The 15,537-nt window shown below is 56.1% G+C and carries 13 protein-coding genes and 1 pseudogene; 12 read left to right on the forward strand and 2 right to left on the reverse strand.

From position 1 onward, the window contains the following. The first annotated feature begins 134 nt into the window (after positions 1-134). Together BK665_RS12270 and rpoS are read left to right on the forward strand one after the other, a co-directional pair. Entirely contained in the window at positions 135-992 is an 858-nt protein-coding gene (locus tag BK665_RS12270; RefSeq protein WP_123405790.1) for a peptidoglycan DD-metalloendopeptidase family protein, read from the forward strand. Between the two features lie 105 nt (positions 993-1,097). Beyond that, positions 1,098-2,105, forward strand: coding sequence for an RNA polymerase sigma factor RpoS (rpoS, locus tag BK665_RS12275; protein ID WP_054047143.1), 1,008 nt, complete (start codon positions 1,098-1,100; stop codon positions 2,103-2,105). A gap of 458 nt (positions 2,106-2,563) precedes the next feature. Here rpoS and fdxA read toward each other — a convergent pair whose 3' ends face one another. Then, a complete protein-coding gene (gene fdxA / locus BK665_RS12280; RefSeq protein WP_123405792.1) occupies positions 2,564-2,902 on the reverse strand; it encodes a ferredoxin FdxA in 339 nt (112 codons plus the stop codon). A 141-nt stretch (positions 2,903-3,043) separates the two neighbouring features. After that, positions 3,044-5,611: a DNA mismatch repair protein MutS gene (gene mutS / locus BK665_RS12285; RefSeq protein WP_185076508.1), complete on the reverse strand. Its 2,568-nt coding sequence runs from the start codon at positions 5,609-5,611 to the stop codon at positions 3,044-3,046. A 1,865-nt stretch (positions 5,612-7,476) separates the two neighbouring features. Here mutS and BK665_RS12290 point away from each other — a divergent pair. The 10 genes and pseudogenes from BK665_RS12290 (at position 7,477) to BK665_RS12340 (ending at position 15,531) form a co-directional block, all read left to right on the forward strand. Next, positions 7,477-8,610: an acyltransferase family protein gene (locus tag BK665_RS12290; protein WP_123405796.1), complete on the forward strand. Its 1,134-nt coding sequence runs from the start codon at positions 7,477-7,479 to the stop codon at positions 8,608-8,610. Between the two features lie 471 nt (positions 8,611-9,081). Next, positions 9,082-10,504: pseudogene (gene ltrA, locus BK665_RS12295) on the forward strand (group II intron reverse transcriptase/maturase). A gap of 317 nt (positions 10,505-10,821) precedes the next feature. Continuing rightward, the gene (locus BK665_RS12305; RefSeq protein ID WP_123405800.1) at positions 10,822-11,556 is read left to right on the forward strand and encodes a LexA family transcriptional regulator; all 735 of its coding nucleotides are present in this window, start codon (positions 10,822-10,824) and stop codon (positions 11,554-11,556) included. A 486-nt stretch (positions 11,557-12,042) separates the two neighbouring features. Continuing rightward, positions 12,043-12,453 (forward strand): tail fiber assembly protein, encoded by a 411-nt coding sequence (locus BK665_RS12310; RefSeq protein WP_123405802.1) that lies wholly within the window; start codon positions 12,043-12,045, stop codon positions 12,451-12,453. Positions 12,454-12,617: 164 nt separating this feature from the next. After that, positions 12,618-13,040 carry a tail fiber assembly protein gene (locus tag BK665_RS12315; RefSeq protein ID WP_123405804.1) on the forward strand — a complete coding sequence of 141 codons (423 nt, stop codon included), beginning with the start codon at positions 12,618-12,620 and terminating at the stop codon, positions 13,038-13,040. A 133-nt stretch (positions 13,041-13,173) separates the two neighbouring features. Beyond that, positions 13,174-13,362 carry a Com family DNA-binding transcriptional regulator gene (locus tag BK665_RS12320; RefSeq protein WP_123405806.1) on the forward strand — a complete coding sequence of 63 codons (189 nt, stop codon included), beginning with the start codon at positions 13,174-13,176 and terminating at the stop codon, positions 13,360-13,362. A 7-nt stretch (positions 13,363-13,369) separates the two neighbouring features. Continuing rightward, the gene (locus BK665_RS12325; protein WP_123405808.1) at positions 13,370-13,948 is read left to right on the forward strand and encodes a DUF642 domain-containing protein; all 579 of its coding nucleotides are present in this window, start codon (positions 13,370-13,372) and stop codon (positions 13,946-13,948) included. Between the two features lie 81 nt (positions 13,949-14,029). Then, on the forward strand, positions 14,030-14,380 hold the full coding sequence (locus BK665_RS12330) for a phage holin family protein (protein ID WP_123405810.1): 351 nt from the start codon (positions 14,030-14,032) through the stop codon (positions 14,378-14,380). Positions 14,381-14,403: 23 nt separating this feature from the next. Then, entirely contained in the window at positions 14,404-14,916 is a 513-nt protein-coding gene (locus tag BK665_RS12335; protein WP_123405812.1) for a hypothetical protein, read from the forward strand. 3 nt (positions 14,917-14,919) lie between these two features. Then, complete coding sequence (locus tag BK665_RS12340) at positions 14,920-15,531, forward strand: phage baseplate assembly protein V (RefSeq protein WP_123405814.1); 612 nt, start codon at positions 14,920-14,922, stop codon at positions 15,529-15,531. The last annotated feature ends 6 nt before the right edge of the window (positions 15,532-15,537 follow it).

Consider the following 15,537-nt stretch of genomic DNA (forward strand, 5'->3'; position numbering starts at 1 on the left):
CGGCAGGCAGCAAACGTGTGCGCGAAGCGATTTCGCTTCATTAAAGGTAAAGCCTGTTCGGCCCGTTATACTTGCGACATTTCGTGCCGGATCACGGCAATCCACATTTTCAGCCACCACAAAGGGAGCGGCGGGTGAGTCTCACAGTCATTGCGCAGCGTATGGGTACAACAAGCTTTCAGCGCCTGGTGACTGGCCTTGTCTTGAGCACGTTGCTGGCCGGTTGCTCCAGCACCAAATCGAGCACTGTAGGCGTCGTGGACCGCAACAATTCCGTCGCCCAGCGTCCGGCAGTTACTACAGGTCAATATGTCGTCCGACCTAAAGACACCCTGTTCTCGATCGCTTTTCGCTACGGTTGGGACTACAAAGCCCTCGCCGCCCGGAACAATATTCCTACGCCGTATACGATCCATCCGGGTCAGACAATTCGCTTCGATGGTCGCACCGGTTCAACGCCGACGGCAGTTGCCAGCGCCTCGGATTCAACGCCTTCTTCGTCGCTGAAAACCACGGTAATCCGACGCCAGCCGAATGGCACAACCACCAGTACTGCGGTGGTTGCACCGTCCGTCGCGAGCAAGCCGACACTCGCTCCACTGCCTCCTGCGGGCCCAGCCCCGACCGGCTGGGGATGGCCTTCTAATGGCATATTAATTGGAAAATTCTCTTCAAACGGTAGTTTGAATAAAGGAATTGATATCGCCGGAGATTTGGGACAGCCTGTTTTAGCTGCGTCTGATGGGACGGTGGTATACGCCGGGAGTGGCTTAAGGGGCTACGGCGAATTAGTCATCATCAAACACAGCGATACCTACGTCAGTGCCTACGGACATAACCGCAGGCTGTTGGTTCGGGAGGGGCAGCAGGTCAAAGTCGGACAGACAATTGCCGAAATGGGGTCAACGGGTACAGACCGGGTGAAACTGCATTTTGAGATTCGCCGACAAGGTAAACCTGTAGATCCGCTGCAATTCCTGCCACGTCGTTGATTTGTTGTCAGCCTGTTCCGTCACGTAGAGGGAACAGGCTCCAGCGTTGCCAAGGATAAAGGCGCCGCTTGGGCTTGAGGTCGAACTCACCAAAGGACTATAACAATGGCTCTCAGTAAAGAAGTGCCGGAGTTTGACATCGACGATGAGGTTCTCCTTATGGAGACCGGCATCGCTACGGATTCGATGTCGAATGATGAAGGGGCTGCACCACCTTCCGTTCGTGCCAAATCCAAACACTCCGCTTCGTTAAAGCAACACAAGTACATCGACTACACGCGGGCACTCGATGCCACGCAGTTGTATCTCAATGAAATCGGCTTTTCCCCGCTGCTCTCCCCGGAAGAAGAAGTTCATTTTGCGCGGTTGTCGCAAAGTGGCGATCCGGCAGGGCGCAAGCGCATGATCGAAAGTAACCTGCGGCTGGTGGTGAAAATCGCCCGGCGTTACGTCAATCGTGGCTTGTCGCTGCTGGACCTGATCGAAGAGGGCAACCTCGGCCTGATCCGGGCAGTGGAAAAGTTCGACCCCGAGCGCGGCTTCCGCTTCTCGACCTACGCAACCTGGTGGATTCGTCAGACCATCGAGCGCGCGATCATGAATCAGACCCGGACCATCCGGTTGCCGATCCATGTGGTCAAGGAACTCAACGTGTACCTGCGGGCTGCACGGGAGCTGACGCAAAAGCTCGATCACGAACCCTCACCCGAAGAAATCGCCAACCTGCTGGAAAAACCGGTAGGCGAGGTCAAGCGCATGCTCGGCCTGAACGAGCGGGTTTCTTCGGTCGACGTCTCGCTGGGTCCGGATTCGGATAAAACCCTGCTGGACACCCTTACCGACGATCGTCCAACCGATCCATGCGAACTGCTACAGGACGATGACCTGTCCCAGAGCATCGATCAGTGGCTCTCGGAGCTGACCGACAAGCAACGCGAGGTGGTGATACGCCGCTTCGGCCTGCGCGGTCACGAGAGCAGCACGCTTGAAGACGTAGGCCTGGAAATCGGTTTGACCCGGGAGCGGGTCAGGCAAATCCAGGTGGAAGGCCTTAAGCGACTTCGAGAAATTCTCGAGAAGAACGGCCTGTCGAGTGAGTCGCTGTTTCAATAAGCGCTCATTCAGTGGCAACAAGAAGCCCCGACTGGTTCGGGGCTTTTTGTTGCCTGGAGAAAATCTCAGGTTCGTAGTCTCGCGTTGTAAGACTTCGCTTACTCTTTCGTAAGTGTTCGTTATTTTTACAGGTTGGTAGTTGTCCATTCTTTCAATGAGATTGTTTTAACTGGCTGACTTATATAGATATTTTGTTTTATGAAGTGCATATGACAGCCAGTTTTGGCCCCGGAGTGCGGTTGCTCATGCCGGGGAATTCTCTAGTATCTGGGTTGTGTCGACGGATAGACACGCCCTTCAAGGAAGAGGGGAAGGACATCGCAGGACGCGATTCATCAGGACGATGAAAAGGAATACAGGGAATAGGGAAAAAATGTGGGCGGGTCAAACCGCCCCTTTTTTTTGCCTGTAGAAAAGCAAAAAGGCCCGCAAGGGGCCTTTTCGGGAACGCGGGGTAATTAGCGTTCGAGTTCTTTCAGCTTGCTGCCTACAGATTTGTTGAGCACGCGATCCCACTCTTCTGCACCGGGCAACGAATCTTTCTTCTCGGTGATGTTCGGCCAGATTTCGGCCAGATCAACGTTCAACTGAATGAACTCCTGCATGTCTTCCGGGACTTCATCTTCGGAGAAGATGGCCACGGCCGGGCATTCAGGTTCGCACAGGGCGCAGTCGATGCACTCATCCGGGTGAATCACCAGGAAGTTCGGGCCTTCGTAAAAGCAGTCCACCGGACAGACTTCTACGCAGTCGGTGTACTTGCACTTGATGCAGTTGTCGGTGACGACGAAGGTCATTTCTAATTCTCTCCTCAGGCGGCGGCAGCGGAGCCCCTTCACGTTGGGGTCGCCAGGTTCGGGAGCGATAGTCTGCAGGCGGGCTAAACGCCGGCAGCATCCCAAACCGCGCGAGATTCTAACAGCTTGCAGGCAAGTGCGTTAGATCCGTGTCTTTAGTGTATAGAGCATTTCCAGCGCACGACGCGGACTCATGTCGTCCAGATCCAGTTTGGCCAGCTCATCGAGCACCGGATGGGGCAGGCTGGCGAACATGTCGCTCTGCAGCGGCGCAGCCGGTTTGCCTTTGACGGGCTTCGGCACTTCGTGGGGCAGGGCGGTGGCTTCCAGCCGCCCGAGGTGCTCGCGAGCACGCACGATCACTTCGCTTGGCACACCGGCCAACTGCGCAACGGCCAGGCCGTAGCTTTGGCTGGCCGGCCCCGGCAGCACGTGGTGCAGGAACACGATGCGTTCGTTGTGCTCGGTGGCGTTCAAATGCACGTTGGCCACCAGCGGCTGGGCTTCCGGCAACACTGTCAATTCGAAGTAGTGGGTGGCGAACAGCGTATAGGCGCGCAGGTGCGCCAGTCGCTCGGCCGCGGCCCAGGCCAGGGACAGGCCGTCGAAGGTGCTAGTGCCGCGACCAACTTCGTCCATCAGCACCAGGCTGCGTTCGGTGGCGTTGTGCAGGATGTTCGCGGTCTCGCTCATCTCGACCATGAAGGTCGAACGCCCGCCGGCCAAGTCATCGCTGGAACCGATCCGGGTAAAGATGCGATCCACCAGGGACAATTCGCAACTGGCCGCCGGCACGAAGCTGCCGATGTGTGCCAGCAACACGATCAATGCGGTCTGGCGCATGTAGGTGGATTTACCGCCCATGTTCGGACCGGTGATCACCAGCATGCGCGTGTTGTCGTCGAGGCTCAGGTCGTTGGCCACGAACGGCGTGCTCAGCACTTGCTCGACCACCGGGTGACGACCCTGGGTGATGCGCATGCACGGCTCGCTGACGAAGCGCGGGCAGTTCAGATCAAGGTTCAGCGCCCGCTCGGCGAGGTTGCTCAGCACGTCCAGCTCGGCCAGTGCGGCGGCGGTGTCTTGCAGCGGTGGCAACTGGGCGATCAAGTCTTCGAGCAGCGCTTCGTAGAGCATCTTCTCGCGGGCCAGGGCACGGCTCTTGGCCGACAGGGCCTTGTCTTCGAACGCCTTCAGTTCCGGCGTGATGAAGCGCTCGGCGCCCTTGAGTGTCTGGCGACGGATGTAGTCCGCTGGCGCCGATTCGGCCTGTTTGCTCGGCAGCTCGATGAAATAACCGTGGATGCGGTTGTAACCGACTTTCAGGTGCGACAGGCCGGTACGGGCCTTCTCCCGGGCTTCGAGGTCGATCAGGAACTGCCCGGCGTTTTCGCTGAGCGATTGCAGGTCGTCGAGTTCGGCGTCGTAACCGGTTTTCAACACGCCGCCGTCACGGATGACCGCTGGCGGGTTGTCAATAATGGCTTTTTCCAGCAGCGCCGCCAGTTCCGGGTAGGTGCTGGTGGTCGCGGCCAGTTGGATGATGTGCGGGGCTTCGAGCTCGGCCATCGCCACTTGCAACTCGGGCAGTGCACCGAGGGCGTCGCGCAGACGCGCCAGGTCGCGAGGACGAGCATTGCGCAAACCAATCCGCGCCAGGATCCGCTCGATATCGCCGATTTCCTTGAGCTGTGGTTGCAGCTTTTCGAAACGGTAGCCATCAAGCAGGCAGGTAATAGAGGACTGACGCGCCAGCAGCACGGTCAAGTCCCGCAGCGGACGGTTCAGCCAACGGGTCAGCAAGCGGCTGCCCATGGCGGTCTGGCAGCGATCAACCACCGATTGCAACGTGTTCTCGCGACCGCCAGCCAGGTTGGTGTCCAGTTCCAGGTTGCGACGGCTCGCGCCGTCCAGCACCACGGTGTCGTCCAGGCGTTCATGACGCAGGCTGCGCAAGTGCGGCAGGGCGGTGCGCTGGGTTTCCTTGGCGTAGCTGAGCAGGCAACCGGCGGCGCCGATGGCCAGGGTCAGGTTCTCGCAGCCGAAGCCTTTAAGGTCTTGGGTCGAGAATTGTTGGCAAAGACTTTTCAGCGCCGTATCGCGCTCGAAATCCCACGGCGCACGACGACGAACCCCACGGCGTTTTTCCGCTGGCAGGTCTTTTGGCCAATCGTCCGGGATCATCAGCTCCACCGGATTGACCCGCTCCAGTTCTGCCAGCAGGTTTTCCCAGCCTTTGATTTCCAGCACGGTGAAGTTGCCGCTGGTGATGTCCAGCACCGCCAGACCGAACAGACGCTCGTCACCCAGCACCGCCGCGATCAGGTTGTCCCGACGCTCATCCAGCAACGCTTCGTCACTGACCGTCCCCGGCGTGATGATCCGCACCACCTGACGATCCACCGGCCCCTTGCTGGTCGCCGGATCGCCGACCTGCTCACAGATCACCACCGACTCGCCGAGCTTGACCAGTTTCGCCAGGTAACCTTCGGCGGCATGGTAAGGAATCCCACACATCGGAATCGCCTGGCCCGCCGACTGCCCACGGGCGGTCAGGGTGATGTCCAGCAACTTGGCGGCCTTCTTCGCGTCTTCATAGAAGATCTCGTAGAAGTCGCCCATGCGGTAGAACATCAGCTGGTCGGGGTGCTGATTTTTCAGGCGCCAGTATTGCTGCATCATCGGCGTGTGCGAGGACAGATCGGAGATAGCTTTATTCATCGGAAATCAGGAAAACTCGTTGAAAGGTGTAGGGCAAAGGAGGGGCATCGGCCCGGCTTTTCCGCGATGGGCGCAAGGTTACCATGGGTGGTCGGGTATCGGGTCTGGTTGGGGAGTTGCGGCCGGATGACTAGCGTTAATGGATCGCGGACGATTTTGTGTTCCCGGTTTCGCAGATGTGAGGATGTGTAAAAAACGTATAGAGGGCGGCTAGTTGAATATCTTGTTGCACAGACTGTCGAGTGACGGCCTGTTCGCTTGGGGGGTGTCGAACTACCACATAAGAGCCATAACGTTCCGTTTCTATTGTTTCAGTTTTGTGATTCTGGGTTTTGGAAGCAGTCCACTGAGGAAGTCACGGCAAGGTTTTTCTACGACTAAATGCAGTCCGATGGACATGGTTATTATCAACCCCAGAAAAATCAGCTCAAAAGCCAAGTTGATAAGGGGAGAACTTTGCGTTTTTAATGTAAATATCGGAAGGGTAATGAGATGAGTCATGTAAAACGCAAACGATGCTTCCCCCCTAGGAAAACAATATTCCTTTTTGAAAGGAACTTACTTATGCTCCCGGCTTGATCCATCGCCAACGATAGAATAATCAAGACGAACGCGCCAGCGTAGACGGCATCCCAACTATAAGCGGAGAAGTACAATTGTTTTGATGACATCACCGCTATGACTGCTGCAAGGCTGGCATATGATGTCAGTCTCCATATTCGCTCATTGGTTGCAGAGTGTAAGTGCCGGGTAAAGAATATCGCAGCCAGTATGCCCAGGCTTAAATCAAGAATGCGTGACAGTGGAAAATTGGAAAGCCAGCGATGAGCTGAGTTCGGGTCTGCGGCAGGGAGAGCGTCTCTTGGCGGCATGGAAAGGTACGCTGCCAGTCCAAACTGGATTGCGACTATCAAGACTGCCGAGCATCAGGCGGCCTTTGGACTGAATAATTTTAAATTTATCGAATAAGGGTAAAAGAAGTGGAAAAATAAGGTAGAGGAACGCTTCAACGCTAACGCTCCAAGCGGGCCCGTTTAGCCCGCCAATGACGCTTATATCTGGATGCCAAGACTAGGGCCAGCAAATAGATTGCCACCGGACCTTCAGCCCCTTGATGAAGCCAAACGAATGCCATCGTCAGGAAATAGATGGGATAAACTCTGCAAAATCTCGCCCATAGATATCGCGGTGTATTGATTAAAGGGGTGGACTCAAATCTGCCCAAGTAGTTATAGGTGATAATGAATCCGGAAAGCACAAAGAAGAAAACAACACCGGAATAACCTGAGGTTAGAAAAGTGCCGATACGATCGTTAATGCCGGAAATGGGTTAATGCGAGAAAAACACCAACAATGCGGCGAAGAAACGCAGTCCGGTGAGGGATAATTCCCGGGCGTAACGGTGAAGTCGGCATCTGGTCCTCCTAGATTTGCGCCGGATTCTACAGCAATTTGATCCCGGAATGCGCCCGTCGAGGCAGTGTCACGTGGGTACTAATGATGGGTGGCCGAACGCCGATATTCTGACGGGCCCCCGGTGTGAGTGAATTTTGCGAAGACGCCACGCCGTGAGCACGGATCAGTTGCGTGGGCGCGCGGATGTCGCGCCGGCCGCAGGTGCCGGACGCGAGCCCGCCGTAGTGAACCGGACCCTGCCAGGGAAAAACTGCGCAACGTAAGTTCTCCGGATCGTACATGACGACGCGTTGATCCTGCTGACGAGCGCCCCCCCCGGATTGACCTACTCGGAGTGTCGCCCGTACATCGATTGCCTTAGCCCACTCGCCAGCACTGCATGCTTCGTTTCAAACGGTAGCCCAAGCATGTACAATCCGCGAAAATAAGGAGCGGTTATGGATAGTAGTAGTTCAATTCGGCATGTGGCCGCTCTGGATGGTATCAGAGGGTGGGCGGCACTGGCAGTTACGTTCTTTCATGGAATACTGCATTTTAATATTGGGCTTATTGAACGTGTGCTTTATGCACCCGTCGCTGCGATGCAAGGCGGGAGGGATTTACTAAGTAAGTTTCTTCTTGCTGTTTTTAACGGCGATAGCGCTGTTATGATTTTTTTTGTATTGAGCGGATATGTACTTAGTGGATCGCTTGATAGGACTTTAGATAGAGATGGTCGACCCCTCATAAATTCTGCTGATTTTCTTGTTAAAAGATTGGCTAGGATATATCCGGCCATGTTTGGATGTATGCTTTTATATTGGGCTATCTTTCTTTTGTCCAAAGGATGGATTGTTTATCCTGCGGTCACATTTGATGTGTTTTGGAAAAGCTCTACGCTCTATGATATTACTATTCATGGGCCTTCCTGGAGCCTTCTTGTTGAGGTGTTGGCGGCACCGTTTGTTGTTGCCTTTGTCTTGTTGAGAAGGAAATACGGCTTTTTCGCCCTTGTATTAGCGACATGCTATTCCATGTTTGCGATTGATTATCCTGTATTGGTTGGATATTTGGGTAATCTTTGGCCCTATCTACTTGCCTTTGCAGTCGGAGTAGGTGTTGCCTCACCTCAAATCAAAAGCATTCGATTTGATGCTAAACCTTGGCATTTGTCGGTAGCTATTATCGCCTTTGTTTTTGCCCGCCATGTTGTGCCTAGAAGCGGAGTTTCTGGTCTGATTGCTCAGACATTTATCGGCGGCTTTGTGGTGTATTTTGCTTCGATAGTCTCAAGTGGGGCCGTGTACAGATTTTTGGTGTCCAAGCCGTCACTGTTTATGGGAAGGGTCAGTTATAGCTTCTATCTTATAAATGTACCGATTCTGTATCTTGTTTGGGGTGTGATGGAAACTTACTTTGTTCAATTTACTATCGATCATAAGCTGGCTGCAGGGTTGGGGTCGGCGATTATTTCCACGGCGATCACGATTCCGTTGTCTGTGTTTTCTGAAAGATTCATAGAGCGACCTGGGATTAAGTTTGGAAAAGTGATCACCTTCTGGAGTTCTTCACCAAGTCGACAGACTGTATAGATGCACTGGGATTAATGAACCGCCTCCGGGCGGTTTTTTATTGGGTGCGCCAGGCATGGCGCGTTGCGCGCAAGCGCAATCAGCTTGGCTGTGGTGGCCACGCTGGTGACTTGGAGGTGAAAGTCCTCTACACGCCCGGCAAGGGGAAGTGTTAGCCAGAGGCAAGGGTGTCGCGGGTGATTGCGAATCTGAAGGAAGCCCGAGGCAAAATGCTGGCCTGACGAACTGGAAGCGGATAGAGGCGGCGCAGCGGGATGAGACGGCCCAAACCGTCAAAGCCCGATACTTGCACGGAACGCTGTGCCGTAGATCCGACAGGCATAAGCAGGAAGGTCACGCGAATTACCCTGGGAGATCTGCACGTTTGCCATTGTGCTACCGAGCGTCGAGAGGCGACGGGATGAACGTGCAGAAGTCAGCTGAAGCCGTAGTAAGTGGCGAATGACCACGCCACCAAGGGCCGAACAGGTTATGCCGCCAGTAGGCGTCGAAGTCTCGTTGAATACCGAAATGCAGAAATTTCTCCCAGAGAAGACTGTTACTCCGAGTCCCGGACAGAATCCGAGGATGACGGCTGACAGCGCACAGGTATCGACGGCATCTGTGATGTGGACGAAAGCGGAGCCGGACACTCTGATGGCGCGGGTGCTTGCACCCGCCAACGCTCAAGCGTGCGTATCAACGCGTAGTCAGCCACAAGGGCGCGCCGGGTGCCGATGGCATGACGGTCGAGTATTTGTCAGGTTACGTGAAACAGTATTGGCCGATCCTTAGGGCTCGGTTGCTGGCCGGTGAGTATCACCCGCAAGGTGTGCGCGCCGTCGACATCCCCAAACCCAAAGGTGGCACAAGGCAACTTGGCATTCCCGGCGTCGTGGACCGCTTGATCCAACAGGCACTGCTGCAACAGCTCACGCCGATCTTCGACCCGCTGTTCTCGGACCACAGCTACGGTTTTCGTCCGGGCAGAAGCGCTCACCAAGCCATCGAAATAGCCCGCGCCCATGTGGCGGCGGGTCACCGTTGGTGCGTGGAACTTGATCTGGAGAGGTTCTTTGATCGGGTCAACCACGATGTCCTGATGGCCTACGTGGCGCGTCAAATCGAAGACAGGTGTGTACTCACGCTGATCCGTCGTTACTTCGAAGCGAGAACGATGTCAGGTGGACTCGTCAGTCGACGGCAGGAAGGGACGCCGCAAGGCAGCCCGCTCTCGCCGTTGCTGTCGAACATCCTGCTCAACGAACTCGACCGTGAGCTGGAACGGCGGGGCCATCGCTTCGTGCGTTACGCCGATGACGCGAACATCTATGTGCGCAGTCGCCGTGCCGGCGAACGAGTGATGGCCGGCGTCGAGCGTTTCCTGAGCCAGCGCCTGAAACTGACGTTGAACCGGGAAAAGAGCCGTGTGGCACGGCCTTGGGCCTGTGATTACTTAGGCTATGGGATGAGCTGGCATCAACAGCCGAGACTAAGAGTGGCGACGATGAGTCTAGGTCGCTTGCGCGACCGATTGAGAATACTGTTACGTCATGCTAGGGGCTGCAAAATGGCGACTGTCATCGAGCGGATAAACCCTGTACTGCGTGGCTGGGCAGGATACTTCAAACTAAGTCAGAGCAAGCGGCCGCTTGAGGAAATTGACGGTTGGGTGCGTCACAAGCTTCGCTGTGTCGTATGGCGTCAATGGAAGCGGCCCTCTACGAGGGCGCGCAACTTGATACGTTTGGGACTCGGTGAGGCACGGGCGTGGAAATCGGCAGTCAATGGCCGAGGCCCATGGTGGAACTCGGCAGCGCCACATATGAATCAGGCGCTACCGAGGAAGGCGTGGGATCGACTAGGGCTGGTCTCGATACTGAATACGATAAACCGGCTTAACCGCATAGCCTGAACCGCCGTATACGGAACCGTATATACGGTGGTGTGAGAGGACGGCGGATGTGAATCCGCCTCCTACTCGATCTGGACAACAGTGATGAGTGCAACCGATAACGACTGGGCATCCTCCCCTGCAAAATTTTTGGTGGGAGCGCAGCGAGAGCCTAGCCAGTCCGGCGGTGTCGCGACTGGCAAAAATAATCAGGCTCGGTCTGCCCGACGCCGGCATGACAGTATTGCTGCACCTTTTTTGCCTGTGTACGGGATTTATGTGGATTTTATGCAATTATGCATTTGTCTTCTGAAAAAAGATCAAGCACTATTCGCGTTATGCAAAAACGCAATGTTTCTTCAGTCTTAAGAGCGCTGCTCGATCAGCACGGGATCTCCCCCACGGAGCTTCACCGTCGCACCGGCGTGCCTCAATCCACACTCTCGCGCATTCTCAGCGGGAAGATCGTCGATCCTTCGGATAAGCACATCTCGAAGATCGCCGAGTACTTCGCCGTGAGCACCGATCAGTTGCGCGGGCGCGCCGATGTCGCGCCGGCCGGCGGTGCGGGGCGCGAGCCCATACATTCCGAACTCAAGGACATAAGCTTGTGGGACGACGATACCCCTGTCGATGACGACGAGGTCTCGGTCCCCTTTCTTCGCGAGGTTGAATTGGCTGCTGGATCAGGAAGATTCGTCATCGAAGAAAGCGAGCGCTCCAGCTTGCGCTTCGGCAAGCGCAGTCTGCGTCACAACGGCGTGCAGTTCGACCAGGCCAAGTGCGTGACGGTACGCGGCAACAGTATGTTGCCGGTGCTGCGCGACGGGGCCACCGTCGGGGTCAATGCGGGCAAATGCGGGATTGGCGACATCGTTGACGGCGACCTGTACGCCATCAACCATAACGGCCAGTTGCGGGTGAAACAGCTTTATCGCCTGCCCTCCGGCATTCGCCTGCGCAGCTTCAATCGCGATGAGCATCCGGATGAGGACTACACCTTCCAGGAAATCCAGGAAGAGCAGATCGTCATCCTTGGACACGTCTTCTGGTGGGGCATGTACGCCCGCTAACCTCACCGCTATCCGATAAAACCCGCCACCCGGCGGGTTTTTTTTCGCCTGCCGAAAACCACCAGCGCCTTTGCTGGCGGGGCTTTCATGCGTCAGCGCAAAATAAATGCATAAATAAATGCATTTACGCATTGACTGTATATGCATCCATGCATATTCTTTGTCTCAAGCCGCTCAACAAAGCGGCTCGAAACGAAGCTCTTTAGTTCCACCACAAAGGCAGCGATGAACCGGCCTCAACGGTTCAGAGGGTTGGCAACTGACCCGGGTGTGCAGCGTAAAGCACCAGAAGCAGTTATCCGGCGGGCAGGGACCGCGGTCGGAAAAACAATTTGAATGGATCCGTACCGCGCCAGTAGCGCCGAAAGATCAACGCGAAGGACCGCATTACTGAAAAGCCCGGCAAGTGCCGGGCTTTTTGGAATGCCTACCTGACACAGGCAGATCACGTCATGCCGTTTAGCGGCAACCAGTAAGGATATGCAAATGAAAAAGTACGCACGCATTGTTGATGGCCTAGTCGACAACATCTATGAAACCAACAACCCCATCACCGAAGAGTTTCCGGCTGACCAGTTCTGGGTCGAAGTGGTCGGCGATACCGTGGTTGATTATTCCTTTAAAGCCGTCAACACCAACGGCGTCTGGAGTTTCGACGGCTCCCCTTACTGGCAGTCCGAACTGGGTAACCAACTGCGCCGTGAGCGAGCAGCGCGGCTCGACAAAGTCATCAACAGCGTTACCGCCGCTGCGTTGCTCGCCAAGGTCGATCTGGGGCTCGCCACTGCGGCCGATCAAGCGTATTTGCTGGCTTACAAGCAGTACTGCGTTGCTTTCAGCGAGGTCAATAAACAGCCGGGTTTCCCGCTGACCATCGTATGGCCGGAACGTCCTTAAGAAAGGCACCGCAGACGAAAGCAGGACCGCATTACTGAAAAGCCCGGCAAGCGCCGGGCTTTTTGGAATGCCTATCTGGAGCAGTCGCCGTTTTTTTTCGATGCGCGACCAAGTATTCGGCATGCAGTTACAACAATTGAAGATTCATCAACAAGGAGTTTTACATGCGCCGATATGCACGCATTTCGCAAGACCGGGTCGTGGAGTTTTTTGAAACGGATGGCGACATAACGCAGATGTTTCCTCCGAGCCTGATCTGGGTCGAGATCACTGGAAACACGCAAATACAACAGGGTTGGGTGGCCACCAAAACAGATGGTGTCTGGACGTTTGCCGCCTATGTTCCGCCCCCGCCCACCGAGCAGGAATTGCGCGAACAGGCCGAGTTGCAGAAGTGGCAACTATTGAACGTCGCCAGTGGTTGGTTGTTGCTCAACTCTCTGCAGTTCAAGGCGGATACCGGCGTAGCGACGCCGGAAGATGAAACGCTGTTGCTTGCGCACAAGCAGTACTGCATCGCGGTCAGCGACATCGATAAACAATCCGGATACCCGGTGACTATCGACTGGCCAGTTGTTCCTTACTGACAGGCGCAAAAAACGCTGGTTTAGAGCCCGGACCGCATTGGCGAAAAGCGTGTGGCCTGAGCGGCCTTAAGTACGCATCTAGGGATCGTCACTGCAATAAGGAAGGATCCGGCATAAGCCAAAGGCATTGCAGATGTTGAAAGATTGCAGATGTGGATATTGCAAAAGACTGCTCGCCCGGTTGGGCGAGTACACCGAACTCCAGATCAAATGTTCCCGCTGCGGGACGTTGAATCATGTGAAGGCCACGAACCTCGAGTCATCGCCTGTGAGCGACATGTGCGCTGCATCCGCCGCGCACTCAACTCATTTAACTAAATAGGTGAACCATGAACGGTTTCAAAAAATACGTGGCCCCGTTGTTGCTGTCTGTTGCGCTGTTTGGCGGGGGCAACGCGGTTGCCGCCAACCTTTTGGTCAACGGCAGCTTTGAACAGCCGGGCTGCAGCGGTAGTTGCATCCTGGATACCACTGCGAAAACCAACTTCATCAACGGTTGGACGACGTTTCTGTCCGGTGCCGAGTACTTCAACATGCCGGCCTCGATCGGCGGTTCGGTAGCGGCTGATGGCGTGGTGATTGTCGACTTGGCCAACTACGTCTACGGCAACGGCGGAGGCATTCAGCAGAACTTTGCCACCACGCCAGGCGCTAAGTACCGATTGACCTTTAGTGCAGGCAACTCGCGATACGCCAGCCGCTCCGGCGAGGGTGTCATTCAGGTGAAAGTGGCCGGTCAAACCGCCTCCTTTAATACCCCGGTCGCCAAAGGCGTCACGGTCGAGTGGAGCACCATTACTTATGACTTCACAGCGAACGCGGCGCAAACGACGTTGGCTTTTTTCAACGAACAGAACCCGTACAACAACTTCGCTTTTATCGACAACGTGATCGTTGAGCGTCTTTAAACCCTTTTCGCCTGACATCACACAAGGCTGTGTGCAAAACATACAGCCCGACCACTCATCAATCACCCCCGGAGGCGTGACATGACAAACGAGCAACAAGCGTTGCTGGACATGCCGATCTGGCTTGTCATCGTCCTCGCCCTGGTGGGCGGGGTGTCTGGCGAAATGTGGCGCGCCGACAAGGAAGGCGCCCGCGGTTGGGCACTGTTGCGGCGCCTGGCGCTGCGCTCCGGAGCCTGCGTGATCTGCGGGGTGTCCGCGATCATGTTGCTGTACGCCGCTGGCGTTTCCATCTGGACCGCATGCGCATTTGGCTGCCTGACAGCGATGGCCGGAGCGGACGTGGCCATCGGTCTTTATGAGCGATGGGCGGCGAAGCGCATTGGCGTCTGCGACGTCCCGCCCCGTGATTCTCATCCGGATCAACCATAAAACGACGGCACAGGAGGTTACTAATGCCCGTTGTCATCGAAAAACCGTCGCAGCTTGTTTCCGCCATCGCCGAGGCATTGCGCATCGCCTTTCCCGGCGTGAAGGTCGGCAGCCATCAAGACTTTGACAGCACCGTCGATTCGACCTGGGTGCTGATCGCGATCGACCACGATGCGCCGGGCAACCGCGCCAATAACGGACGCATCGCCCATGTCCTGACGGTTTCGTTGCAAGTTGTGTTGCCGACGCCGGGGCCGCAAGTGTGCGACTTGGTCAGCGAGTTGAAAAACCTTGTCACCGACAATCGCTGGCAACTGCCGGCCGATCAATGCGATCTGCCACAGGACATCGATGGCCTCCCGACCACATCCCTCAGCGGCACACGGGAATACAACGCCTGGACCGTTTCATTCACCCAGACGCTGTACCTCGGGCCATTGCTGCTGGAGGACCCGACAGGCATCCCGAAATTCGCCCGCACCTGGGAAGTGTCGAACATCGACGACCCGGATCAATACACCGCACTCGAGGGCTGATCCATGTTTGACGCGCTGCTACGCATGCAACTGGGTCCGATCATCGAGCGTCTGGCGCAGATGGAGACTGAACTTGAAGACCTCTATCGGCGCGCCGACAGCTTTTGTCGGATCGGCGTGTGCCAGGAAGTCGATGCGGCCAGCAACACCTGCAAGGTGCGCCACGGTGAATTGCTGACCCCGGCCATCCGCTTTTTCAACCCGAGTGCCGGTGCTCAAAGCGAGTCGCGAATCCCCTCCGTCGGCGAACAATGCCTGTTGCTGAACCATGGCAGCGGCGAGGGCGGTAGCCAATCCGTTGCACTGTTCGGCCTTAACGGCGACCGGTTTCCACCGGCCTCGACACTGGCTTCGCTGACCCGTCGCCTCTATCAGGACGGCACGGAAAGCGGCTACGACGATGCCAGCCATGTCCTGCACTGGAACAACGGCCCGGCGGCTTTCAGCGGTTCTCGCGAATCCCTTGAGCTGAGCATCGGCCCAGCCCGATTGGCGATGACGCCCCAGGCGATCACCTTGCAACTGGGCGCGGTCGGTTTGCTGATCGACGCTGCCGGCGTGCACCTGAGCGGCCCGGTGGTGGATCACCAAGGGCGTGTCATCAGCCCCAAATAAAGGGTT

It is taken from the genome of Pseudomonas frederiksbergensis (assembly GCF_003732665.1).
Lineage (GTDB): Bacteria > Pseudomonadota > Gammaproteobacteria > Pseudomonadales > Pseudomonadaceae > Aquipseudomonas > Aquipseudomonas frederiksbergensis_G.